A 26,920-nucleotide genomic window follows, 5' to 3' on the forward strand; every position below is an offset into this window, starting at 1 on the left:
CGTCGTTATGGCAAAATTGAAGGCTGATCCGCCCCCTCTTTTTCCACTTTCTGCTGCAACAAATGCTCACGCTTCATCCCCAGCTTCAGCGCCAGCGCCGATGCGACATAGATGGATGAGACGGTCCCGATAGAAACGCCAATTAGCATGGTCAGTGAGAAACCCTTCAGCAATGCGCCGCCGAAAATAAACAGCATCAACACCACTACCAGAGTAGTGGCAGACGTCATAATGGTACGGCTCAGCGTTTGCGTCAGCGAAACATTGAAGATTTCGTAAGGCGTACCGCGACGGATCTTGCGGAAGTTCTCACGAATACGATCCGAGACCACAATACTGTCATTCAGCGAGTAACCAATCACTGACATCAGCGAAGCGATAATGGTCAAATCAATCTCAATATGGAACAGAGAAAGAATTCCCATGGTAATGATCACATCATGCGCCAACGCCAATACAGCGCCCAACGCCAGTCGCCATTCAAAACGGAAACCAACGTAGATCAGAATGGCGATCAACGCGACCAGCAACGCCATACCGCCAGTCTGCGCCAGATCGCTACCCACGCTCGGACCGACAAACTCGATACGCTTCACCGTGGCATTTTGCTGGCTGGCCTGGTTGATGGTAGCGACCACCTTGTTGCCCAGTTCCTGCCCCGCATTGCCCTCATGGGGAGACAAGCGCACCAGTACATCACGGCTACTGCCAAAGTTCTGTACCTGTGGATCGGTGAAACCAGAGTGCTGAAGCACACCGCGCAGTGTGTCCAAATCCGCTGGTTTCTCCAGGGTAATTTCGATAACCGTACCGCCGGTGAAATCCAGCCCCCAGTTAAATCCTTTCATGCCCATGATAACAAACGAGGCTATCAACAGCAGACCAGAAAGGGTAAAGGCCAGCTTGTCCCAGCGCATAAAGTCATACACTTTACGCCCGTAGTTTAGTTGTTCAACGCTATAGTCCTGTGCCACAACGCACTCCTCAAATAGACAGCTTGTTGACGCGTTTGCCGCCGTACAACAGGTTGACGATGGCGCGGGTACCGACAATCGCGGTAAACATAGACGTCACCACCCCAATTGCCGTGGTGATAGCAAAACCTTTGATCGAACCTGTACCCACAGCGTACAGGATAATGGCGGTAATAAGCGTGGTGACGTTGGCATCGACGATACTGGAGAATGCCCCGCTGTAACCTTCATGAATCGCCTGCTGAACAGAACGCCCGTTCTTCAACTCTTCTTTGATACGCTCATTAATCAATACATTGGCATCAACCGCCACCGCCAGCGTCAACACGATACCGGCAATACCCGGCATGGTCAGCGTCGCCCCCGGCAACAGAGACATAATCCCGACAATCAGCACCAGGTTCGCCACCAGCGCCGTTGTGGCGATCAGACCGAACTTACGGTAATAAACCACCATAAAGACGATAGAGGCGATCAAACCCCACAGACAGGCCTCCAGACCCTGAGTAATGTTCTGCTGTCCCATTGTTGGGCCGATGGTGCGTTCTTCAACAATCTGAATTGGTGCAATCAATGCGCCCGCACGCAGCAGCAGCGACAACTGACGGGCTTCGTTCGGGTTGCTGATGCCTGTAATGCGGAAGCTGTTACCCAGACGAGACTGGATATTCGCCACGTTGATCACTTCTTCCTGCTTCACCAATATCGCCCGGCCATTGGCATCTTTCTTACCACTGTCTTTGTATTCGACAAACAGGGTCGCCATTGGCTTGCCAATATTATCCTTGGTGAAGTTGGACATAATGTTACCACCCGCACTGTCCAGCGATATATTGACCTGTGCCTGGTTGTATTCATCCATGCTTGAAGTGGAATCCGTGATGTGATCACCCGTCAGGATCACACGTTTGTACAGTGTTACCGGCTGACCATCCCGAGTGTATTTCACTTCGGAATCGCCCGGTACACGGCCATTAACGGCTGCGGTCGGATCAACAGAGGTATTAACCAGACGGAATTCCAGCGTGGCTGTCGCCCCCAGAATCTCTTTCGCCCGCGCCGTATCCTGAATACCTGGCAGTTCCACCACGATACGGTCAGATCCCTGACGCTGCACCAGCGGCTCAGCCACGCCCAGTTGGTTAACACGATTACGCAGGATATTGATATTCTGCTGCACCGCGTATTCACGCGCTTCACGCAGACGATCGTCGGTCATCACTGCTCGCAGGATATTGCTGCCGCTGGCGTTAATAACCAGGTCACGATGACGCCCCGTCAGATAACTGACCGCATTGTCACGTGACTGATTGTCAGGAAAACGAATTTCCAGACCATAGTTATCCGTTTTGCGCACCGTGGTGTAAGGGATATTTTTGTCACGCAGATCGCTGCGCAGGCTATCGATATTTTGCTCCTGGAGTTTACCCAGCGCGGTATCCATATCGACTTCCATCAAAAAGTGAACACCGCCACGCAGATCAAGACCGAGCTTCATCGGTTCCGCAGCCAACAGACGCAGCCAGGTGGGAGTGGCAGGCGCAAGGTTAAGCGCAACGACATAATTATCGCCAAGCGCCTGAATAATGGCATCACGGGCGCGCAGTTGCACGTCAGCATTGGCAAAACGCGCCATAATCGCGCCATTTTCCAGGGCAATGGATTTGCTCTGGATATTGTCTTTCTTCAATACATCCTGGATTTGACCCAGCGTTTGCTCACTGGCGGCGCTTCCGCGCGCACCCGTGATCTGAACAGCCGGATCCTCACCATAAAGGTTAGGAAGTGCGTACACCAGACCGACGATCAACACGACGATCAACATGATGTACTTCCACAAAGGATAACGGTTTAACACGGCAGTTCCCTTAGGGAAAACAAAAATTACAGCGCCTTCATTGTACCTTTCGGCAGAACGGCAGCCACGAAATCACGTTTGACAACAACTTCGGTTGTATCATTCAGCGCGATTGCCACATAACCAGTTTCAGCCACTTTAGTCACCCGACCTACCAGCCCTCCCGTAGTCAGCACCTCATCCCCTTTGGAAATAGAATCCATCAGTTTTTTGTGCTCTTTGCTACGCTTTTGCTGTGGGCGCAGGATCATGAAATAGAAGATCAGACCAAAAACCACCAGCATAATGACCAGTGAATACGGACTTCCCTGAGATGGCGCCCCAGTAGCGGCCACTGCGTCAGAAATGAACAAGCTCATTAAATTTCCCTCATTGTTTAATTATCAGACGGTTAACGGCGGAACTGTCTTGCCCGTCCGGTCATAGAATTCGGTAACAAAGTGCTCTAATTTACCCTCTTCGATGGCCTGGCGTAAACCCGCCATCAAACGCTGGTAATAACGCAGGTTATGGATGGTATTCAGTCGCGCACCCAATATTTCGTTACAACGATCAAGATGATGCAAGTAGGCTCGACTATAATTGCGACAGGTGTAGCAATCACAGTCGGCATCAAGCGGGGATGTGTCATCTTTATACTTCGCGTTACGGATTTTCACCACACCATCGGTCACAAACAGGTGACCATTACGCGCATTGCGGGTCGGCATCACGCAGTCGAACATATCAATGCCGCGGCGCACACCTTCCACCAAATCTTCCGGTTTACCCACACCCATCAGGTAACGTGGTTTGTCTTCCGGGATCTGCGGACAGACATGCTCCAGAATCCGGTGCATATCTTCTTTTGGCTCGCCGACCGCCAGGCCGCCCACAGCGTAACCATCAAAGCCAATATCTACCAGCCCTTTTACTGAGACATCTCGTAAATCTTCGTAAATACCGCCCTGGATGATGCCAAACAGCGCATTTTTATTACCAAGGGAATCAAAGCGATCACGACTACGCTGTGCCCAACGCAGCGACATTTCCATGGAGCGTTTAGCGTAATCCCAGTCGGCCGGGTATGGTGTACACTCGTCGAAAATCATCACGATATCGGAACCGAGATCGTACTGGATCTCCATGGACTTTTCCGGGTCGAGGAAAATCGCATCGCCATTGATCGGGTTGCGGAAATGCACACCAGCTTCGGTTATCTTACGGATATCGCCGAGACTGAATACCTGGAAACCGCCTGAATCGGTGAGTATCGGGCCTTTCCATTGCATAAAGTCATGCAAGTCGCCATGCCGCTTCATGATTTCCTGGCCGGGACGCAACCATAAATGAAAAGTGTTGCCGAGGATTATCTGAGCGCCAGTATCCTGCACTTCTTCCGGCGTCATGCCTTTTACCGTACCGTAAGTGCCCACAGGCATAAATGCCGGGGTTTCCACCGTGCCACGTTCAAAGACCAAACGGCCACGCCGCGCGCGCCCATCCGTCGTATCTAATTCGAACTTCACGTTGCCTCCATCAGAGAAACAGTCTGATGATTAATAAAATGTGGCGCATTCTAACAACCATAAAAGCCGCTACACAAGCCAGCCAGCGAGAATAGCGTTGATCATGAATGGTCGATTTATGCTCCTCAGGGACAGCGATTCCCCTTCCGACGACGGACAATCTGTCGCGATAGCCGCTTGTCTGTTACAGAGCGCTGATTAAATCATGCTGCTTTACAACATGACACTGGAAACTAAAGAAAATTTCGATTAATAATAAGCACTTCTGCTACAAAGCCATTTCAACATCACAAATTGAGGAGACGATAGTATCGTTCTTGCATTCCTGACTATTTTTAGCATGACAAAATAAGAAAGTTCTCATAGCATAAATAGCTGTTCAACGAATAAATCAAGCCCCCTGGTGTGAGAAAAAAATGAGTGACTTTATCATGTTGTTGGCGACCCTGGCGTTGATCATTGTCGTCATATTCAGCACGGTTTATTATATAAAACAATCAAATAAATCTCGTCCGGTTACACGACGCATCAAATAGATGATCCACTATCCAGACATTAAATGAAAAATTTAGCATGTGATGGATAGATAAATTGAGAGCCGCAGTTAAAGCGGCTCTTTTTTATATTGTAAATCATTAGATTTTATGAATCAGGCACACAAATAAGACACGAAAGCAAACATCATTGACCCACCTTCTCATTTACCGCGTCAGGATTATGGGTGATAAACATCGCATCGCCATAACTGAAGAAGCGATATTGCTCCGCCACCGCCTGCTGATAAGCCCGCATGGTATTACGATAGCCGGCAAAAGCAGCAACCAGCATGATCAGCGTCGATTCCGGTAGATGGAAATTGGTCACCAACGCATCAACCACCTGATATGAGTAACCTGGGAAGATAAAAATTTTGGTGTCATCGAAGAATGGTGCAATCAGCGCTCCCTGCGCCGCTTGCGCCGCGCTTTCCAGTGAGCGAACCGACGTGGTACCCACCGCCACTACACGATTACCGCGCGCTTTACAGGCCAGAACCGCATCAACGACCTCCTGCGGCACTTCGGCATATTCAGCGTGCATGATATGGTCTTCAATGCTTGCAACCCGTACCGGTTGGAAAGTACCCGCACCAACATGCAGAGTCACAAAAGCCGTTTCAACCCCTTTATCCCGTAATGCTGCCAACATGGACTGATCAAAATGCAGCCCGGCAGTTGGCGCGGCAACGGCGCCTGGGCGTTCGCTGTAAACCGTCTGATACAATTCACGGTCCGCCTGCTCATCAGGACGATTAATATAAGGAGGCAGCGGCATATGTCCGACCGCATTAAGGATATCCAGCACCGTCCTGGGATCTTCAAAACGCAATTCAAACAACGCATCATGGCGCGCAAGCATCGTGGCCTTCACGCTTTCATCATCACCCAGCAACAGCCCGGCACCTGGCTTAGGGGCTTTAGACGAACGAACGTGCGCCAACACGCGATGGTCGTCCAACATCCGTTCCACCAGCACTTCTATTTTGCCGCCGCTGGCTTTGCGACCAAAAACACGCGCCGGAATAACGCGCGTATTGTTGAATACCAGCAGATCACCAGGATTGAGCTTATCCAGTAAATCAGTGAATACACCATGCGTCAGCTCACCGTCCGACCCATTAAGCGAAAGCAGACGACAACGGCTACGCTGCGCCTGCGGATAATGGGCAATTAAAGACTCTGGTAACGCAAAAGAAAAATCGGCAACGCGCATGACGGTTCACTGTCCGGGAAATCAGGGCGCATATTCTAGCCGAAAACCCACCATATCCAAACAACCTGATCTCTTTTACCCGGTAAAATGCCCGGCATATTCGCTTAAACTGTCAACGTCACAACGGCGAACACCCGGCAGGATGTGGCTGAGGAAAACCACTGACGCCGATGTGCAGTTAAGGGAGAAGGCGATATACTCCCTCCATGAATTTTCTTGCTCATTTACATTTGGCCTCACTGGCCAACAGTTCACTGCCTGGTAATCTGATGGCGGACTTCGTGCGCGGTAACCCGCGAGAGGTGTGGCCGGAAGATATTGCCGCGGGCATTCTGCTGCATCGCCGTATCGATGTGATGACCGATTCGTTGCCTGAAGTGCGGGCGGCGCGCGCGTTATTCCGGGCAGAAACCTATCGCGTGGCGCCCATTACACTGGACGTCGTCTGGGATCATTTTCTGTCATTAAACTGGGATAAAATTCACCCGACAAAATCGTTACCCGCGTTTCTGGCTGATTGCAGAAAGGTGATTGAGCCGACATTGCCTGTGACTCCGGCGCGTTTCCAGAATCTTAACCGTTATTTATGGCGCGAACGCTGGATGGAAAAATACGCTGAAGCAAGCTGGCTGCAGAATGTGCTGAGCGGTATGGCCAGCCGCCGTCCCCGGCTGGCTGCGCTGACCGATTCATACCAGGACTTCATCACACATTACCAACAATTTCACACGTTTTTCTGGCAGTTTTACCCGGGAATGATGGAAAAAGCGGCACTGCAGAGGCTTTAAGCGACAGAAAATGCAATCACTCTTGCCCTTTTGGCGAAAAAGTTTATTGTATGAGATTGCCTTGTGGATTATTATTTTTCAATTGGTTTAACCTATTGGATTAATCGGTAGCTTACACTAATTTACCGACTGATATCATCCATATATTTATGTCATTAATCCAACTATCTTACAGGAGTGAACATGGTCCTGGTAACTCGTCAAGCCCCTGATTTTACTGCCGCAGCTGTGCTGGGTAACGGTGAAATCGTTGAAAACTTCAACTTTAAAAAACACACAGCCGGTAAAGCCGCTGTGGTGTTCTTTTGGCCTATGGACTTCACTTTCGTCTGCCCTTCTGAACTGATCGCTTTCGACAAGCGTTACGCAGAGTTCCAGAAACGTGGTGTGGAAGTGGTTGGCGTCTCTTTTGACTCTGAGTTTGTACATAACGCATGGCGTAAAACCCCTATTGAGAAAGGCGGTATCGGTGAAGTTAAATACGCCATGGTTGCTGACGTCAAACGTGAAATCCAAAAAGCCTATGGCATCGAACATCCGGATGCAGGCGTGGCATTGCGCGGTTCTTTCCTGATCGACAAAGCCGGCGTAGTGCGTCACCAGGTGGTTAACGATCTGCCACTGGGCCGTAACATTGACGAAATGCTGCGCATGGTTGACGCGCTGCAGTTCCACGAAGAGCACGGCGAAGTCTGTCCTGCACAGTGGGAAAAAGGAAAAGAAGGTATGGGCGCGTCTCCGGATGGTGTGGCTAAATACCTGTCTGAGAACGCTTCCAAACTGTAACCCCTCTCAGTATCAAAAAAGCTCGCTTCGGCGAGCTTTTTTTTTGCGCCATCAACAGCACCAGGGCATGCTGGACATCGCCTTGAAGAAACTGACTACCTGAATTGCATGGATCAATCTGATGCCTGATTTTAGCAAAACGGCCCTGATGCTGGCCGCTGCATTGACACTTTCCAGCTTGCCTGCGCACGCCGCAGACCATTACACCCTCGAAAAAGTGGTTGAAGTCAGCCGACACGGCATTCGTCCGCCTTCTGAGGATGATCGTACAGCAATTGAAGCCGGAACTGCACGTCCCTGGGCGCGCTGGCTCACCCCGGATGGCGAGCTCACCGGCCATGGTTATACCGCAGTCTGGCTGAAAGGTCGCTATGAAAGCCAGCGCTACCGCCAACTGGGGCTGCTGCAAGACGGCTGTCCTGCCAGTGGAGAGTTCTACGTGCGCGCCAGTCCCATGCAGCGTACCAGAGCCACGGCAAAAGCGCTGACGGAAGCCGCCTTTCCCGGCTGTAGTATGACTATTCATCGTGAAGAAAAAAACGATCCACTGTTCCAGTATCTCGGCGGAAAATCGGGTAAAGATGACGCAGAGGTGAACCGGCAACAGGCGTTGAAAGCGCTGGGTGGGGATCTGGCGGCAACTCAGCAACGTCTGCAACCACAAATTGCAGCACTAAAACAAGCGGTATGTCTGGCCGGACGGCCCTGCCCGGCTTTCAGCCAGCCGTGGCAGTTGATGGTCTGGTCTAACGGTTCCATCGGCATTAAAGGACTGGATACACTGGCCACCATGGCGGAAACCATCCGCCTGGAGTGGAGCGAGAATCAACCGCTGAGTCAGGTGGCCTTTGGCCATGCCCACAATGCGAAAGAGGTTGCCAGACTGCTGCCACTCTTAAGTGCCAAATACGACTATACCAACGATTTACTGGGGCCGGCACAGCATGGTGCTTCCCTGTTGATGGATCAAATAGCCAAAGCGCTACAGCAGGGCGTCACCGGACAACAAGACGCGCCGCCTGACGTACGCTGGTTGCTGTATGTCGCACATGATATCAATATCTCCCGGTTGCGTACCCTGCTGGACTTCCATTGGCAACAGGATCTCTACCCTGCTGGCAACATTCCTCCCGGCGGGAGCCTGGTATTTGAACGCTGGCGAGATGATCACCAGCAGCGCTTTATCCGCATCTATTTTCAATCGCAAAGTCTGGATCAGCTTCAGCAACTGATGCCACTCAGCCAGCGTCATCCGCCGTTGCTCACTGAACTCCACTTCAGGGGCTGTGAACAGACTCGCGTAGGCACTCTTTGTCCCTACGACGCATCCCTGCAACGTATTGAGAAAAATATCGATCGTTCGCTGATCGTACCGATAAACTATCCACAATAATCACTTGAGTGAGCGGACAATAGCACCAGAGATGTTGCAACAAGGCTATCTTTTAAACCCGTCAAGTCGTCGATTTGTCGGGTCTTTTTTACCCACAACACGCCCCACGGATAATCACACATAAAGCGGGAAACATAAAGGACAGGCCCAGTGAGCACAATATTAACCCGCCCCCGCATCAGTAACGATTTTTGGCCAGCGATGGGCTGAAGAACAGTCATGTATTAGCACTGAACAATCCAGCAACTTTAAATACAGATTAAAACAACATTTAACCATTAACATGCGCGACCAAAAAACAATCAGAAATGATAAGAAATGGTAATAATCAATCTTGATTTTGTAAAAAATGTAACCTAACATCCCTTCACTGGCGTTAAAAAGGCTGATGATGAGTGGATTTTCTCTCTGACACCGCAATCCAGTGCAAATTTAAAACACCATAACTGGAATTAACTGATCAATTTTAAATCTATTTTCTGACAAGGGACGGTCGATGGCAGGATGTCATACTCTTTTAACACAGCGCAAAAAAGTCACCGTTTTTTTTCCCCTGTTATCCGTTCTGGGTTTATTACCAGCGGCGGATGCCGCTGAAGTGAATGAGCCGCTCATCCTGCAGCAACAGCGCCAGAAAGCGCTGGAACAGCAGGTAAATCCGTCAGCACCGGACGTGCGTCTTTCGCCGTCCTCTTCCAGTTTTGGCCGCTTAGCGTTCCCCGCTGAGAAACCGTGCTTCCCGATCTCGCAGGTCATACTGAGCGGCGACGATGCTCTGCCCCACTGGCTGCCATTACAGCGGGTCGCCAATCAGGCGGTAGGTCATTGCCTGGGAGGGAAAGGGATCAACCTGCTGATGAGCACCCTGCAGAACCGCATAATCGACAGTGGTTATATCACCACTCGCGTACTGGCGCCGCGACAGGATCTGAAAAGTGGACAATTGCAGTTGATCGTGGTGCCAGGCAAAGTGCGTAATGTCATCCTGACGCCTGATAGCGGGCATTATGTCTCACTGTACAGCGCCTTCCCGGTGCATTCCGGCAACTTGCTGGATTTACGCGATATCGAGCAGGGGCTGGAAAACCTGCAACGTTTGCCGACCGTACAAGCCAGTATGGAAATCGTACCAGGAACGCAACCGGGAGAAAGCGATGTCCTGCTACGCTGGCAGCAAAGCAGATTGTGGCGCATCGGGGCTTCACTGGATGATTCCGGCACCCGCAGCACCGGACGTTATCAGGGGGGGCTGACCTTCTCACTGGATAACCCGCTTTCACTTAGCGACCTGTTCTGGGTTTCTGCCTCCCACAGTCTGGAAAAGCATCACAACGACAAAGGCACCCATAATCTGACCGGTCATTATTCGATGCCATTTGGCTGGTGGACAGCGGGACTGACCGTGAACAGCTATGACTACCACCAGACGGTAGCCGGGCTGAATCAGGATTACCGCTACAGCGGAAAAAGTCAGAATCTGGATTTCCAGATCAGCCGACTGCTACACCGCAACAGCAGCCAGAAAACGACGCTCACTTACGACGTGTTGGCAAAAACAACCAAAAACTATCTCAACGATACGGAAGTCGGCGTCCAGCGTCGTCGCACCTCCGCCTGGCGCATCGGATTACAACATCGCCATTATATCGCGCAGTCCACGCTGGATGCGGGCATCAGCTATCAGCGCGGTACTCGCTGGTTCGGCGCCCTCCCCGCCCCGGAAGAAAGCTATGGCGACGCCACTGCGCTGTCAAAAATTGTGCAGCTCTCCGCCCAACTGGATGTCCCCTTCACGCTGAGCACGCAGAAATTTCGTTACAACGTGCAGTATCAGCGCCAGATCAGCAACACCCCGCTGACGCCGCAGGAACAGTTCAGCATCGGCAGCCGCTGGTCAGTGCGCGGCTTTGACGGCGAACGCTCACTCAATGCCGATCGGGGATGGTTTGTTCGTAACGATCTCGCCTGGGCCACACCGCTCCCGCAACAGGAACTGTACCTGGGCGTCGACTATGGCGAAGTCGGCGGCAGAGCCACAAATAATCTGACAGGCAAACGTCTGGCTGGGGGCGCCATTGGAATACGCGGACAAGCATTCAAAACAGGCTATGACCTGTTTGCCGCCGTGCCGTTCTCCAAACCCGATGGATTCAGGACTGACCCGGTTTCACTGGGCTTCACGCTTAACTGGCAGTACTGAGGTGGATGCAGGAATGATAACAAGGACGCAGCCATGAACAAAAATCTTTACCGTATCGTTTTCAATAAAGCCCGTGGCATGCTGATGGTGGTGGGCGAACTCGCCACGTCGGCACACGGTACCGCTTCCCCTTCTTCTGCGCCATGCCAGATGTTGCCATGCCGAATCTGCACACTGTCGCGCCTGCAACTGGCGTTGCTGCTTTCACTGGGCTGTATCAGCCAGGCAGCCAGCGCTGCCGTGGTCGCCGACGGACAGGCGCCGGGTAATCAACAGCCGACGATTATCAGCTCGGCAAACGGCACGCCGCAGATCAATATTCAGACCCCCAGTAGCGGCGGTGTGTCCCGCAACCTTTACAGCCAGTTTGATGTCGATAACAAAGGCGTGGTGCTGAACAACAGCCACGCCAATACCCAAACCCAGATTGCCGGCATGATTAGCGGCAACGGTAATCTGGCCAGGGGCGAAGCGAAGGTTATCCTCAATGAAGTCAATGCACGTAATGCCAGCCAGTTGAACGGTATGATCGAAGTCGCCGGGCAAAAAGCCCAGGTGGTGATTGCCAACCCGGCGGGTATTACCTGTAACGGCTGCGGCTTTATCAACGCGCACCGCGCGACCCTGACCACCGGTCAGGTACAAATGAACAATGGGCTGATAACCGGGTACGAGGTCAATAGCGGGGAAATCGTCATCCAGGGTGCAGGGATGGACAGCAGCCTCCAGGATCGCACCGATCTGATCGCCCGCGCCGTGAAAGTCAACGCCGGGATCTGGGCTAACGAGCTGAACGTCACCGCGGGTCGTAACACTGTCGATGCCGATCACCAGGGAGTCACGGCCAGATCCTCTGATGACAGTAGCGCCCCAGCTCTGGCGATTGACGTCGCGGCGCTGGGCGGCATGTATGCTAACAAAATCCGCCTGCTGGGCACCGAACATGGCGTCGGCGTGCATAATGCCGGCAATATCGGCGCTGTCGCAGGGGATGTCGTGGTCAATGCGGATGGCAGCATCAGCAACAGCGGCAGCATCAACGCCTCAAAAAACCTGCAGTTGACCACACAGCGCCAACTGGAAAACAGCGGTAAAATTTATGCCGCAGGCAATACCGATGCGACGGCTAAAGGGCGACTGAGCAACAGCGGTATTATCGCTGCCAGCAACAACACCACGCTGAATGCCGCTACGTTGACAAGCAGTTCAACTGCGGCACTGGCTGCAGGGATGAACAGCGATGGAACGCTGGGCTCTGCGGGAAATTTGACACTTAACAGCCAGGGTGAGCTGAAGGTAAACGGTCAGGCTGCTGCAACAAGCCAACTCACCGCAACCGGCACTGCCCTGGATTTCAGCGGTAGTCAAACCTTTGGCAACGACGTCACGCTGCAGGCCAGTTCCGGCAGTCTCAATACCTCAAATGCCACCGTAGCAGCCACGCATCATTTTAGCGCCTCCGCCCACACGGCAATCAACAACGACGGCGGCAAAATTTCAGCGGAGACGCTGAATCTTAAGGGCGGCTCCCTGTCCAGCCAGCAGGGACTGATACAGCAACTTGGCGCTGACAATCTGCAACTGTCTTTTACTGATGGCCTGAATATGAGTGGCGGCTCACTGCTAACCAACGGCAAACTTGATCTGGACGGCGGGCAGTTGGTGCTGGATGACGCCACCGTGCAGGCTAATCAGTTGTCGATTACCGCCGATTCGCTGTCCCACCGGCGCGGCAACACAGTGCAGACCGGCAATGGCGATCTGTCCGTGACAGTCAACGGCCTGTTGGATAATCAGCAAGGCAGGATGACGACCAACGGCAATCTCCAACTGACGGCGGCAAGCCTGAATAACCAGCAGGGATCGTTAATCACCGCGCAGAACGGCGAGCTACAAATTAAAACGCAGGAACAGCTTAATAACCAACAGGGTATGATAGCCGCCGCGCAGAATTTATCGCTGTACAGTGCTGGCCTGAATAATGCGGGCGGCCTGCTGCAGTCCAGCGCAGATATGACGCTGGCGTTAGCGGACGGCGACCTCAACAACCGTGACAGCGGCAGCAATGGCGGTATTCTCAGCCAGGGCGCCCTGACGATTGAAAGCGGCAATATTGATAACACCGCCGGCTTTATTGGCGCAGGTAGCGAAGTTTCACTGACAGGGCTGAGCTTGATCAATCAGCAAGGCACGCTGTCCAGTAATGCAGGACTGAACCTGACAACCTATACACTGAATAATCAGTCTGGCTGGGTACAGGCGGGAACCGATCTGAATCTGGACACCCGCGGCAACGCGCTAAGTAATACCAGCGGCGTAGTCAGCGCGGGTCAGTCGCTGACGTTACTGACCGGCGCACTGAATAATCAGTCCGGCCATGTACAGGCGGGAAGCAACCTGAACCTGAACACCCTCGGCAACTCGCTGGACAACACCAGCGGCGTCCTCAGCGCCAGTCAGTCGCTAACGTTACTGACTGGCGCGCTGGATAATCAGTCCGGCCATGTACAGGCAGGAAGCGACCTGAGCCTGAACACCCACGGCAATACGCTAAACAATATCAGCGGCGTAGTCAGCGCGGGGAACACGCTGACGTTACTGACCGGCGCCCTGCTCAATGCGTCAGGACAGTTAATCAGCTCTGGCAGGCTACTGCTCAACACACAGGGCCAGCTGCTGGATAACAGCAGTGGTACGATTGCCGCCTCCGGTGATACACAGTTAGATAGCGGAACGCTGTCTAACTCTGGCGGACAAATACAGATCGTCGGCAACGCGTTGATCAATGCCGCTGGTGCGAGTCTGGACAATACGTCCGGACTGATCCGTGGGGGGCAGAGCCTGTCACTGACCAGCAATCAGTTGATCAACCACGACACCCTCAGTGAGAACACCGGCATTGAGGGCCAGTCGGTTACCCTCACCAGCGCCATCATCGATAACTCAGAGGGCGCGATAAGAGCAAACGATCTGCTCGATATCACCAGTAACCACACCCTGAATAACAGTAATGGCCTGTTCTCATCCGCTTCACAGCTCAATATCAATGGCGGGAACTCGCTGGCATTCACCAACACCACAGGCACGTTAATTGGCGGTAGCGCCCTCAATCTGAGTGCATTCTCACTGAGCGGCGATGGTCGGGTACTGTCGCAGAACACCATGACGCTGGTCTTACAGCAGGCCTTTTTTAATCAGGGCCAGGTGATTGCGAATGGCGATATGAATTTCAGCACAGTCAATGAACTGGTGAATCAGTCGCTGATCCAGGCCGGTGGCGTGCTGAACCTGCAAGCTGCGGAACTGGACAATCAACAGTCGGCGGAAATCAGCGCCGAAGAGAATCATCTACTGATTTCCGGCAATGTCACTAACCGCGGTCTGCTTGATGGCGGGCTGACGCACATCTCCTCCTCGACTCTGACCAACAGCGGAACCGGTCGCCTTTATGGCGACCATATTGCACTGCAAACCGGCACACTGCATAACCTGGCAGAGAATGGCACGGCCGCAACTATCGCCGCCCGTGACCAACTGGATATCGCCGCCGGGGTGATAAACAACCATGAGCACGGGCTGATCTACAGCGCCGGAGACCTTGCCATCGGCGGCACACTGGATGGTAACTGGCGGGCCAGCGGCAAGGCATCGGTGTTCAATAACCACAGCGCCACGCTAGAGTCCGCCGGAGATATGACACTGGATATCGGCGAGATTAACAATATCAACGATCATCTGGTCACCGAAGTGGTAGTGGTTGAGCAGTCCTCCCATCACGAAGCCGTACTGAGCAGTGCAACCACCCGTTACGACTGGGACGATGTGGATACCAGCACCTCGAATAAATACGGCGTGCATGCCGCGATCATGCCGGACGGCTCCAGCGGCCGGACTTTCTATGAATATCAGTATGAGCGCACCATCACGGAAACTCAGGTGACCGAGAGCGATCCGGGGCAGATCATGGCGGGCGGCAACCTGACCATCAACAGCGACCAGGTCAATAACCACGACAGCCGCATCGTTGCCGGCGGCCTGCTCAGCGGCGTGATCGGCGAACTGAATAATATCGCCACCCTGGGCGAACGGGTGATCAGCGATATCGGCACGCAGATCCGCTGGTATGCCAAGAAAAAATCGGGTGGGGCATTTGGCGGCACGAAAACCTCGCAGGGTAAGGACTACAGCGATTACCAGCCGGACGACATTATTCAGACCATCGACCTGCAGACCCTGGCGTGGCAGGGCAATACCGCGATCAGCAGCAGCGGAACCACTATCGGCGAACGCGACGCCGCAGGTATCACGGTAAACATCATCCACGCCGGTGATATCACCGCTGACACCAGCCAGACTCCGCTGACCCCGCCACCGGGTCAACGGGTCGAGATAGTGCCGCCAGACAGTGATGACAATACTGTTATCAGGATGATCACGCCAAACACAAAGCTGCCGGATAACAGCCTGTATCAGTTACATCCTGACAGCGATGTGTCGTTCCTGATTGAGACTGATCCCCGCTTTACCAATAACAAGCAGTGGCTGGGCAGCGATTATATGCAAACTCAGCTTACTCAGGATCCGAACAATGTGCTTAAGCGTCTGGGGGATGGCTTTTACGAACAGCAGTTGATCCGTCAGCAGGTGGTCGCCCTGACCGGAAATCGTTTTCTGAGCGGCTACAACAATGATGAAGAACAGTTCAAAACGTTGATGGATAACGGGGTTACTTTCGGTAAAGCGTTCAACCTGACCATTGGCGTGGCACTGACGGCACAGCAGATGTCGCAGCTCACCAGCGACATGGTGTGGCTGGTGAAACAGACCGTCACCCTGCCGGATGGCACCACGCAGGAGGTGCTGGTACCCCAGCTTTATGCCCGCGTTAAATCCGGCGATCTTGACGGCAGCGGCGCGCTGCTGGCTGGCAATAACCTCTCGCTAAGCGTCAGCAATGATTTAACCAACAGCGGGAACATCAGCGGCCGTGAAGTGACGCAGCTGACGGCTGAGAACCTGAACAACAGCGGTTTTATCGGCGGTGACAACGTCAGTCTGCTGGCCCGAAGCGATATCAATAATACTGGCGGAATACTGCAGGGCAACAGCAGCCTGACAGCAGTAGCAGGCCGGGATATCAACAGCATCAGCACCCTGGGCGGCAGCCCCGACAACATCACCTTTGATCGCCTGGCGGGCATTTATGTGCAGAACGATAATGGCACGCTGGCCCTGCAGGCACTGAACAATATCAACCTGACCGCGACGCAAATCAGTAACAACGGTGAAGGTGGCCAGACACAGATTATTGCCGGTAACGATCTCAACCTGAACACTGTCACCACCACCCACAGTGAAAACGGCAACTGGGGGAAAGGCAATGACCGTAGCCTGACGCAGAGCACGGATATCGGCAGCCAGATAACCGGCAATGGCGATGTGGTGCTGGCGGCGAGCCACGATCTGAACGCCCGTGCGGCAACAGTCAGTGCAGAAGACAGCCTCAGTGTCATTGCGGGTAATGACCTCAACATCACCAGCGGCAGTACTTCTTATCACCTCACAGAGAACAGCCATCAAACCAGTGGCGGCCTGCTGTCCCGCAAATCGGTCACCACCCATGACGAAGTACAGAATCAGAGCGCGGTCAGCAGCAACTTTGATGGCGACAGCGTGACTCTGCAAGCCGGACATGACCTGAATATCATCGGCAGCAATGTGGCAGGCACCCATGATGTGGCGCTGGCGGCGGGTAATGACCTGACCATTACCACCGCCGAAGAGACACGCGAGGAAACGCATCTGCGCAAAGAGAAAAAATCCGGCCTTTCCGGCACCGGCGGGATCGGCGTGACCGCAGGCACAAGCCGTCTGAAAGTCACCGATGACGCCTCATCCCTCAGCAGTCTCGGCAGCACCGTGGGCAGTAGCCAGGGCAACGTCAGCCTCAGCGCCGGCAACGGCCTGACGGTTAAAGGCTCCGACCTGCTGGCCGGTAACGATTTGAGCCTGACCGGCAGGGAAGTGAATATTCTGGCGGCAGAGAACCAGAGCAGCCAGACCCATCGCGTGGAACAGAAACAGAGCGGCCTGACGCTGGCGCTCTCCGGTACCGCGGGCAGCGCCCTCAACACGGCGGTCACCAGCGCCCGGGATGCCGGCAGGGAAAACAGTGGCAGACTGGCCGCCCTGCAGGGAATGAAAGCCGCGCTGAACGGCGTCAGCGCCAGCCAGGCGGTTCGGCTTGATGAGGCCGCGGGCAACAACCCGACCAACAACAACACGGCTGGTCTGAGCCTGTCTTATGGCAGTCAGTCTTCCAAATCGCAGAGCGCGTATACGGCGAATACACAACAGGGAAGCTCGCTGACAGCCGGCAATAACCTGAGTATCACCGCCACCGGCAACGGTACCAAAGGTCAGGACGGCGATATCAACGTCCAGGGAAGCCAGCTCCAGGCCGGTAATGACCTGTTGTTGTCGGCAAACCGCGATGTTAACCTCTTCTCGGCGCAGGAGAGCGACAGCACACGCAGCACCAACAGCAGTAAAGGCGCCTCAGCCGGCGTGGGGATTGGCGTCGGTAGCGGAGGCTGGGGCGGCAGCGTGTCAGCCAGCGTGAATTCCGCCAAAGGCCACGAAAATGCCGACAGTCTCAGCCATGTGGAAACCCAGGTCAGTGCCGGTAATCAGGTGACGATAATCAGCGGACGGGACACCACTCTCACCGGCGCCCAGGTGACGGGGGACACGGTGAAAGCCAGTGTGGGACGCAACCTGACACTGACCAGTGAGCAGGACAGCGTCAGCTACGATGCGAAACAAAAGAGCGCCGGGGGCAGCATCAGTGCCACAGGCGGCAATGCTTCCGTCAACCTCAGCCAGGAAAAGATGCACAGCAACTGGCAGGCGGTACAGGAGCAGACCGGCATTTTCGCCGGAGCGGACGGCTTTGATGTCACAGTGGGTGAACATACCCAGCTCAACGGCGCGGTCATTGGCTCGACGGCGACGGCGGATAAGAATAAACTTGATACCGGTACGCTGGGCTTCAGCGATATTGAAAACAAAGCCGACTACAGCGTTGAACAGCAAAGTGCAGGTATCAGCACGGGCGGTGGCATTGCCGGTCAGTTTACCGGGAATATGGCCAACAGCCTGCTGGTCGGGACCAACGGCAGCGACAGCGCCCGTTCCACCACCCACTCCGCCGTGAGTGAAGGCACCGTCACTATCCGTGACCCGGCAAATCAGCAACAGGATGTGGCGGAACTGAGTCGCGACGTTGAAAACGCCAATCCGGGACTGGCTGAAATCTTTGATAAAGAGAAAGAGCAGAACCGGCTGAAAGAAGCACAGCTGATAGGGGAAATCGGCAGCCAGGTCAGTGATATCGCACGGACGGAAGGTGCTATCGCAGCGACAAAAGCCGCGAACAAGAAGATGAAGGATGTCACGCCGGAGCAGTTGAAAGCGGCAGAGGCAGACTGGCGTAAAGCCAATCCGGGCAAAGTGCCGACTTCTGACGATATCAGCGGCCAGGCCTGGCAAACGCTTTATAACCAGGCGTTCACGGAAAGCGGATTCGGCACCGGCGGCAAAGTACAGCAGGCTATTCAGGCGGCCACCGCTGCGGTACAGGGTCTGGCGGGTGGCGACCTGGCGAAAGCCCTGGCAGGCGGCTCTGCGCCGTATATTGCCAATATTATCGGTAACAGTGGACTGGATGATGCCAGTAAGGTACTGGCCCATGCGGCGGTCAACGCGGCACTTGCAGCAGCCCAGGGTAATAATGCGCTGGTTGGTGCGACAGGCGCAGCCACGGCTGAAATGGTCGGGATGATAGCGGTAAATGCCTACGGTAAACCGGTCAGCGAACTGTCTGAGACCGAGAAGCAGACGGTCAGTGCGCTGGCAACGCTGGCGGCAGGTCTGGCAGGCGGGTTGACTGGCAACAGTACAGCGGATGCTGTTGCGGGAGCTCAGGCAGGGCAAACCACCGTGACCAATAATCTGCTTGGTGCAACCTCCTCCGATAAGCTCGACAAAGTCGTGGAGAAAATCAAACAGGGCGACAGGTCTTTAGCCGCCGCTAATGAACTGATCCAGCTGGAAAACGCCGATAAACGCAGTGATGCGCTGGTCTCTAAATTTACCTCAGATCCTTCCCAAATGAGCAGTTCGGAACAGGCTGAACTGGCTGCTTATCTGCGGGTTTATGCTTTCGAAATGGAACAGGAATATGGCACAGCCGTGGCGCAGGAGCTGGTAAAAGGATTGTTGTCAGGCCAGGATTATATAAAACGTAATCCTGACTCAGAAGCCATGTCGCAGGCGCAGACCATTATGAATACTTGGGGTTATCACAAATCCAATGCCAGTATCGGCGACTCTGTGCTGATATTTGGTAGCAGCGTCCTTGGCACCACGATAAAAGAAGGGATGGCGCTGAATGCGGCGATTGGTGTTGGAGTTAACTCTGCCGCCCAGTTCAGCGGAAAAGATCCGTTTAGTTATGTTGATGCGATTATGGCCGGAGTGACGGCGGCAGCGACAACAGGAAAAGGTATCGGTGCATCAGCCGGAATTAATATGGGCGGCGCTGCGATTGGGAGCGGAATTAAAGGGGAAGATCCTACCAATTCGGTTATTGGAACTGGATTAGGTTCCGTGCTTGGTGGCAGTACAGGTAAGGTTATATCTGGAGCTTTAGGATCCTCTGTAAAAGAGGGAACAGCAGATATTATTAGCAATATTGGAGGATCAATTACCAGCGAGGCTGTCGGGAATACAGTAAAAGGAACGCTTGATGAAGCTGATAAATCCGTTAAAAAGTAACCATAGTGTCAATTTAAACATCCTCACCATGCTAATAATACGTTGTATTGTATGTATTTTTTTTATGGCAATGGTAGGCTGTCTTCTTGGCAGATTAATAGTGTTTTTAAAAGCCGATATTTTACTTTTTGATTGGGAAAAGGATGTTTTTTATTCTTTAAAAGTAGGTGCTTCCGCAGGTACGTTAGCTGGGATCGGCATTTGGATAAAAGCCAAGCTGCAAGAGCGAAAAGATAAAAAATCATCAGTCAAATAGATCAAAGCTCCCGGCCCAATCGAGCCGGGAGCTTTTTACCTGCCGATCACACCTTAGCCAGCCGGATGATCAACTGTCCGCGCTCCACCGGAAGAGATTAACGCAGCGCTGAGTAAGAATGCTAAAGGTGATTTACCGGAAGGCGCAAATATTACCAAAGTCATTGTTGACGGATATAAAGATGGCGTGCTGATTGCTGGAGCCGCTTATTTAGGTCCGGCAGCAAGTACTGGTAAAGTTGTGGCAGGCGGTACAATAGCGGAAATTGCTAACGGTACTTATCAGTGGTTCGATATCAACAGTGAAAAGAACCAAAGCTTGCCAGAAAATTAGCAGAAGACTTGGGATTACTGGGGAAGCGCATCGTCTGCTGTGACTGGGGCGCTTGCACCAGGACGTGACATCTGGCAAAACGTTGGCATAGCGGTAGGTGGCGCGGTGTTTACTGACGGGCCTAACATAGGAGCTGTTGGTGGCGCAGCTTTAGGGGCTTGGGCTGGAGGAAAGTTCGGGGAGTTAGCCCCCTTCCCTGGAGAAGTAAATGATCTGTTTGGTGGCATCGGGGGAGAAATAATAAGCAATAAAATTAAGGATAAAGTTAATGAAAATTAAAAATGGCCAGAAGAAAGCAACTTTTACTGTTTTTTTCTTAAGCACAATTTATTATATCTTTTGCTTTTTCGCATTTATCTTCTTGGTTAACAACGTAATTATCGAGTTAATTATCTCAGGGGAAATTGATTTTTCCAAAAGATCTTTGAGCTACCTATCCGTTGTTAGTTTAATTATTGGGATAGCAGCAGGAGCAAGAGTATGGATCTTTGCCAAAATAGACGAGCGTAAAGCCCGCAAATCTCCACCATCCGATCCGCAGTAAACCACGACCCCGGCCAATCGAGCCGGGGTACACGGAAACGATTCATTTTTATACATTGTTAATCAAGGAATGATTTATGAAGTACTGAGAAAACTATTTTTCATTATTACTCGTGATTTTTTATCTGGCTGTCAACTTGATGTGAGACGTTCACTGGAAGATTATAATGGAGTTGATGCAGCTAAAATAAGAGTTCTGGACAAAGGAGTTCTCAGTGTGGTCTCTTATGAACAGGAGGGTGATTGTTATAAAGAAACTGAGACCCGAAAACTCACCTCAGCCTTTCACCTGTCAGTGCTAAGTTCTGCTGATTATAGTACTGAATTTACAAAAAAAATCAATATGCAATCCCCAAACAGCTTTGGTAATAAAAAAGTAAAAGAATACGCAATAAGACCAGATGAACACCTTATTATTATTAACCGAACAACCGATAGTGATCGTTATGGTAACAATATAAATTATGAAAAAAGCACTCGCTTTATACCTGAAAAAAATCACGAGTATGAGATTTATACTGAAAAACCAGAGATTATAAAAAGTGCCGGGAATATCATAGTCAATGATGTAACCACACATGAAAGTATAAAAGTATGGAATGATAAAATCTGTCAGAAAAAAGGCTTTTTTTCTTGAAATCTTTGATAAAGAGAAAGAGCAGAACCGGCTGAAAGAAGCACAGCTGATAGGGGAAATCGGGGTTCAGGTTGGGGATATTGCACGGACGGAAGGTGCTATCCGCGCGACAAACGCCGGCAAGGCGGAGCTTGAGAAGAAAGGTATCAGCGAGCCGGGAGCGGGTGCCACGGAGGAAGACCGGGCGAACTACAACGCTCAACTGACGGCAACGGACAGCTACAAAGCGGCCCAGCAACAATGGGGAACCGGCAGCGCCATCCAGCAGGCCATCCAGGCCGCCACCGCGGCGGTACAGGGTCTGGCGGGTGGCGACCTGGCGAAGGCCATAGCGGGCGGTTCCGCGCCGTATCTGGCGGAAGTTATCCATAATATGACCACCGATCCGGCAACGGGCAAGGTCAACGCCGAAGCCAACCTGATGGCCCATGCCGTTCTGGGCGCGGTGGTGGCGCAAATCAACGGCAACAGCACGCTGGCCGGAGCCGCAGGGGCAACCACTGGTGAGCTTATCGCCCAGCAGCTCTACCCGGGGGTTAAACGGGAAAACCTGAGCGAGGACCAGAGGCAGACCATCAGCGCACTGGCCACCCTGGCGGCGGGTCTGGCAGGCGGCGCTGTGGGCGACAGCACTGCTGATGTGGTCGCTGGTGCGCAGGCCGGGAAGAACTCTTCCAATAACAACAACCTCTCACTGCCCAGTGGTCTGGCGGATTATGGCCAGGCCGCCTCAACACTGGGAACGTCAATGACTGATGCCAGAGCAACACCGGAAGAGATTAACGCAGCGCTGAGTAAGAATGCTAAAGGTGATTTACCAGCGAACCAGAATCCGGCCTCGGGACTTTTAACAGCATGGGGGGGGGAATGTCCACTGTAGCTGCGCCCGTACTTTTGCCCTCCGGTGCAACGGCAGGAAGTATCCTGGCAGGCGGAGCTATCAGTGGTGCGGCCAATGTCAGTAATCAGATTGCGGGCGGTGGCCCGGTAAGCATAACCGATGCACTGATAGCGGCGGGTTCAGGGGCCGTTACGCAGGGTAAAGGGTTCTGGTTCACTGAAGCAGCAAGTATTACGGGTGCGTATGCGGGAGCCAAGTTACAGGGGAAAGATGCACTTCCGGTTGTAGCAGGGGCCGCTATTGGTACTGCAATTGGTGCAGGCGGAGGCAAGGTTGTAGGAATTGGGAATAAATATTTCCCTATCGTCTCAGATAAAACAGCGGATATCGCTGGAGCTATTGGCGGTTCTGTAATTAGCGAAGCTACAGGAAGTAAAGTTGAAGATAAGTTAAAGGATAATGGGGATAACAAATGACACCTAATACTTATGGTTTAAAATCTCTTTTTATTTTGCTGGCAACTTTTATCGTTACTATGACTCTTGCTTTTTTGTCGGGTTGCTTATGTGCTGCAATTTTGGTTTATTTTAAAAATGGCTCTTTCATTTTTGGCTGGCATGAGGATGTACTTTTTTCAATTAAAAGAGGTATCGTGGTGGGAATCCCTACAGCAGTAGGTATCTGGCTTTTATCCAAGATGAAAGACAAGGGACTTCCCCGTAATTCTCAGTAGATATGAATCCCGGCCACCGAGCCGGGATCCACGCCGGAGCAGTTGAAAGCGGCAGAGGCAGACTGGCGTAAAACCAATCCGGGCAAAGTGCCGACTTCTGACGATATCAGCGGCCAGGCCTGGCAAACGCTTTATAACCAGGCGTTCACGGAAAGCGGATTCGGCACCGGCGGCAAAGTACAGCAGGCTATTCAGGCGGCCACCGCTGCGGTACAGGGTCTGGCGGGTGGCGACCTGGCGAAAGCCCTGGCAGGCGGCTCTGCGCCGTATATTGCCAATATTATCGGTAGCAGCGGACTGGATGATGCCAGTAAGGTACTGGCCCATGCGGCGGTCAACGCGGCACTTGCAGCAGCCCAGGGTAATAATGCGCTGGTTGGTGCGACAGGCGCAGCCACGGCTGAAATGGTCGGGATGATCGCCCTGAACGCCTACGGGAAACCGGTCAGTGAGCTGTCTGAGAGCGAGAAGCAGACGGTGAGTGCGCTGGCGACGCTGGCGGCGGGTCTGGCCGGTGGGTTAGCCGGGAACGGCACGGCAAATGTTGTTGCCGCAGCCCAGGCAGGGCAAACCACCGTGACCAATAATCTGCTTGGTGCAACCTCCTCCGATAAGCTCGACAAAGTCGTGGAGAAAATCAAACAGGGCGACAGGTCTTTAGCCGCCGCTAATGAACTGATCCAGCTGGAAAACGCCGATAAACGCAGTGATGCACTGGTCTCGAAATTTACCTCCAATCCTTCACAGATGAACAGCTCAGAACAGGCTGAACTGGCCGCTTATCTCCGCGTTTATGCTTCTGAAATGGAACGGACATATGGCACAGCCGTGGCACAGGAACTGGTAAAAGGCCTGCTGTCGGGCCAGGATTATATAAAACGGAATCCTGACTCGGAAGCCATGTCGCAGGCACAAACTATTATGAATACTTGGGGTTATCATAAATCCAATGCCAGTATCGGCGACTCCGCGCTGATATTTGGCAGCAGCGTACTTGGCACCACAATAAAAGAAGGGATGGCGCTGAACGCGGCGATTGGCGTGGGCGTAAATACCGGAGTGCAGCTTAGCGGAAATGATCCGTTCAGCTATGTTGATGCAATTATGGCTGGCGTGACGTCTGCTGCTACTACCGGGAAAGGTCTTATCCCATCAGCCGGGATCAATATGGGCGGAGCAGCGATAGGCAGTGGGATAAAAGGAGAAGATCCGACGAATTCGGTGGCAGGTGCTGGCGCGGGTACTGTAGCTGGAGGTATTGGTGGCACCATAATAAAAGGCGTAACGTCGAAAGTTGCAGAAGAGGCTGTTTCTGATTTAACAGGCGCTATTGGTGGTAACTATATCAGTGAGGAAACAGGAAATTTTGTAAAAGGTCACTTAGATGAAAAGGGAAAAAATGAAAATGAAAAGTAATTTTTTCCTACTACTCAAACTGATGCTTATGTGCCTGATATTATTTTTATTTTTTAATTTTATATCAGTACTTCTTGCGTCAGTGATTATTTATTTAAAAAAAGGTTTTTCCCATTCAGTTTGGAAAGTGTTTTTGCATCTTTCTTTAAGTCCGGTTATGTTGGCGGCCTTATTCTGGGCTTTGGAATCTGGATAAAAATTTGGTTAAAGGAAAGAAAGAACCAGAAAGTTCCACCTGAATAACTCACCAATCCCAGCCCTATCGGCTGGGATTTTAGGTAATGCCTCCAATCGATAGAAATTTCTGATAATATATTGGTATTTGAGGTTTCCTTTGGCTTCCGTTACTGTTCATTGTCCTCGCTGTCATTCAGATGAAGTTTATCGCCATGGTCGTAGTTCTTCCCATCACGAGCGCTTTCGTTGCCGGTCATGTAAACGCGTTTTCCAACTGACCTATACCTACGAAGCCCGAAAACCCGGCGTCAAAGAACAGATCGTTGATATGGCCTTCAACGGAGCAGGTGTCCGGGATACCGCAAGAACGCTGAAGATTGGCATCAACACAGTTATACGAACGTTAAAAAGCTCTCGCCCCGCCGGATAACAACTTCTCGGTCGCTCACGCCGATGTGGCCCTCATCTGTGCACTCGATGAACAGTGGGCTTTTGTTGGCAGTAAAGCCCGGTAACACTGGCTCTGGTACGCTTATAACACAAAAACCGGAGGCGTACTGGCTTACACTTTTGGTCCACGTACCGATGAAACCTGTCGTGAATTACTGGCCCTGCTCACCTCCTTTAACATCGGTATGATAACCAGCGATGACTGGGGAAGTTATGCCAGAGAGGTGCCAAAGGATAAGCATCTGACCGGCAAGATTTTTACTCAGCGTATTGAGCGTAACAACCTGACACTGAGAACCCGAATCAAACGGCTGGCCCACAGAACCCTCTGCTTCTCACGCTCTGTTGAAATTCATGAAAAGGTCATAGGAGCCTTCATCGAAAAACACATGTTCTACTAATTGGAGTCATCCCCCCCTGCATGGCACCGCGGACAGAATAAAATATTATGGATTGTCTCTTTACCCACCTGATTATTATTTTAATCATTTAACCACAAATGTTAACACATATACTTAGCCTAATAAAAAATCGCTGAAATGGTGATAATCAACAGCGAGAAAGAAGCAAAAAATAGGTTTTATTGTCATAATAAAAAAAACAGATCCATGATAAATATCATTAATACCATTAGCAACCTTACTAATATTGAAAAATGGTCACGAACATAATATTATTTATGTGATCCTCTCTGCATTATTCCCTGTCAATTCACTTGGTAATCATTCATTAAACCATTACACTCCCCTGTGCACGTCTTAAATATGCCTTACATAATAATGCCACACTTATCAAAGATGGGAGCCCGCTGACACAGGCCTTACATGATGAAATGTGAAGCATCAATGTACGATATTATTCAATCAACAGATAAAAATACGGCTTTCATATAGCCCTTTTTTATTCATAAATTGACTTTCTTTATTGACGGGTAAACCTTTCCCATTAAGGATGATGCAATGAATCAACTAACATGCAGCGCCATTTTACTGGTCTCTGTTGCCTTTTCCCCTCTGGCTTCCGCTAATAATCAGACCGTGACGCTGGGTTTCGCCCAAAGTAAACTTCAGAACGTTGGAAATATCGAAGGTGTTAACTTAAAATACCGCTACGAATGGGATTCTCCATTCAGCATTATCAGCTCATTTACCTATATGAGCGACACTTTCAACTACACTTATTTTGATTATGATAACGACAAGATGGACCACCATGCCAAACTGACTTATTACTCTCTGGCTGTCGGTCCCGCGTACCGCTTTAATGACTACATCAGTCTCTATGGGCTGGTTGGCCTGAACTACAACAAAGGCAAGGCCAGAACCCGCTGGAACAAGTATGAAACTGGGGGAAGCTATAGCGATATGGGGAATCTCTATTACTGATCTTGACCCACCATCTCCAGACCGCTTTTGTATCTTAAGTTAACGATGCCCG

17 protein-coding genes and 3 pseudogenes are annotated in these 26,920 nt (G+C 51.9%); 15 read left to right on the top strand and 5 right to left on the bottom strand.

From position 1 onward, the window contains the following. Positions 1–5: 5 nt before the first annotated feature. The 5 genes from secF to queA all read right to left on the bottom strand — a co-directional run bounded on the left by secF (position 6) and on the right by queA (position 6,092). Positions 6–974: a protein translocase subunit SecF gene (gene secF, locus EH228_RS12135; RefSeq protein WP_152321915.1), complete on the bottom strand. Its 969-nt coding sequence runs from the start codon at positions 972–974 to the stop codon at positions 6–8. A 10-nt stretch (positions 975–984) separates the two neighbouring features. Beyond that, entirely contained in the window at positions 985–2,832 is a 1,848-nt protein-coding gene (gene secD, locus EH228_RS12140) for a protein translocase subunit SecD (RefSeq protein ID WP_152321916.1), read from the bottom strand. Positions 2,833–2,858: 26 nt separating this feature from the next. Next, positions 2,859–3,191, bottom strand: coding sequence for a preprotein translocase subunit YajC (yajC, locus tag EH228_RS12145; RefSeq protein WP_152321917.1), 333 nt, complete (start codon positions 3,189–3,191; stop codon positions 2,859–2,861). Positions 3,192–3,215: 24 nt separating this feature from the next. Then, the gene (tgt, locus tag EH228_RS12150) at positions 3,216–4,340 is read right to left on the bottom strand and encodes a tRNA guanosine(34) transglycosylase Tgt (RefSeq protein WP_152321918.1); all 1,125 of its coding nucleotides are present in this window, start codon (positions 4,338–4,340) and stop codon (positions 3,216–3,218) included. A 681-nt stretch (positions 4,341–5,021) separates the two neighbouring features. Beyond that, the gene (gene queA, locus EH228_RS12155) at positions 5,022–6,092 is read right to left on the bottom strand and encodes a tRNA preQ1(34) S-adenosylmethionine ribosyltransferase-isomerase QueA (RefSeq protein ID WP_152321919.1); all 1,071 of its coding nucleotides are present in this window, start codon (positions 6,090–6,092) and stop codon (positions 5,022–5,024) included. Positions 6,093–6,298: 206 nt separating this feature from the next. Here queA and EH228_RS12160 point away from each other — a divergent pair, with 206 nt between their 5' ends. The 15 genes and pseudogenes from EH228_RS12160 (at position 6,299) to EH228_RS12235 (ending at position 26,868) form a co-directional block, all read left to right on the top strand. Beyond that, a complete protein-coding gene (locus tag EH228_RS12160) occupies positions 6,299–6,880 on the top strand; it encodes an ACP phosphodiesterase (RefSeq protein WP_152321920.1) in 582 nt (193 codons plus the stop codon). A 183-nt stretch (positions 6,881–7,063) separates the two neighbouring features. After that, positions 7,064–7,666 carry a peroxiredoxin C gene (locus EH228_RS12165; protein ID WP_152321921.1) on the top strand — a complete coding sequence of 201 codons (603 nt, stop codon included), beginning with the start codon at positions 7,064–7,066 and terminating at the stop codon, positions 7,664–7,666. A 121-nt stretch (positions 7,667–7,787) separates the two neighbouring features. Further along, the gene (locus EH228_RS12170; protein WP_152321922.1) at positions 7,788–9,059 is read left to right on the top strand and encodes a histidine-type phosphatase; all 1,272 of its coding nucleotides are present in this window, start codon (positions 7,788–7,790) and stop codon (positions 9,057–9,059) included. Positions 9,060–9,555: 496 nt separating this feature from the next. Then, positions 9,556–11,259: a ShlB/FhaC/HecB family hemolysin secretion/activation protein gene (locus EH228_RS12175; RefSeq protein ID WP_152321923.1), complete on the top strand. Its 1,704-nt coding sequence runs from the start codon at positions 9,556–9,558 to the stop codon at positions 11,257–11,259. 33 nt (positions 11,260–11,292) lie between these two features. After that, positions 11,293–20,097, top strand: coding sequence for a two-partner secretion domain-containing protein (locus tag EH228_RS12180; protein ID WP_152321924.1), 8,805 nt, complete (start codon positions 11,293–11,295; stop codon positions 20,095–20,097). Next, a complete protein-coding gene (locus EH228_RS12185; RefSeq protein ID WP_152321925.1) occupies positions 20,069–20,353 on the top strand; it encodes a hypothetical protein in 285 nt (94 codons plus the stop codon). The genes EH228_RS12180 and EH228_RS12185 overlap by 29 nt, the downstream gene beginning before the upstream one ends. A 186-nt stretch (positions 20,354–20,539) precedes the next feature. After that, positions 20,540–20,686, top strand: a complete 147-nt coding sequence (locus EH228_RS20535) for a hypothetical protein (RefSeq protein WP_240116284.1) — start codon at positions 20,540–20,542, stop codon at positions 20,684–20,686. A gap of 268 nt (positions 20,687–20,954) precedes the next feature. Next, a complete protein-coding gene (locus tag EH228_RS12195) occupies positions 20,955–21,230 on the top strand; it encodes a hypothetical protein (RefSeq protein WP_152321926.1) in 276 nt (91 codons plus the stop codon). A gap of 69 nt (positions 21,231–21,299) precedes the next feature. Beyond that, positions 21,300–21,866: a hypothetical protein gene (locus tag EH228_RS12200; protein WP_152321927.1), complete on the top strand. Its 567-nt coding sequence runs from the start codon at positions 21,300–21,302 to the stop codon at positions 21,864–21,866. A 1-nt stretch (position 21,867) separates the two neighbouring features. After that, positions 21,868–22,560 (top strand): annotated as a pseudogene (locus EH228_RS12205) (VENN motif pre-toxin domain-containing protein); the annotation flags it as partial. 173 nt (positions 22,561–22,733) lie between these two features. Further along, on the top strand, positions 22,734–23,183 hold the full coding sequence (locus tag EH228_RS12210) for a hypothetical protein (protein WP_152321929.1): 450 nt from the start codon (positions 22,734–22,736) through the stop codon (positions 23,181–23,183). After that, positions 23,180–23,440, top strand: a complete 261-nt coding sequence (locus EH228_RS12215; protein WP_152321930.1) for an immunity protein — start codon at positions 23,180–23,182, stop codon at positions 23,438–23,440. Before EH228_RS12210 ends, EH228_RS12215 begins: the two co-directional genes overlap by 4 nt. 33 nt (positions 23,441–23,473) lie before the next feature. After that, a pseudogene (locus tag EH228_RS12220) lies at positions 23,474–24,856 on the top strand (VENN motif pre-toxin domain-containing protein); the annotation flags it as partial. Positions 24,857–25,190: 334 nt separating this feature from the next. Continuing rightward, positions 25,191–25,884 (top strand): annotated as a pseudogene (locus EH228_RS12230) (IS1 family transposase). A 558-nt stretch (positions 25,885–26,442) separates the two neighbouring features. Continuing rightward, entirely contained in the window at positions 26,443–26,868 is a 426-nt protein-coding gene (locus tag EH228_RS12235; protein WP_152321931.1) for an Ail/Lom family outer membrane beta-barrel protein, read from the top strand. Positions 26,869–26,920: the final 52 nt, after the last annotated feature.

Source organism: Erwinia endophytica, from assembly GCF_009295515.1.
GTDB lineage: Bacteria > Pseudomonadota > Gammaproteobacteria > Enterobacterales > Enterobacteriaceae > Erwinia > Erwinia endophytica.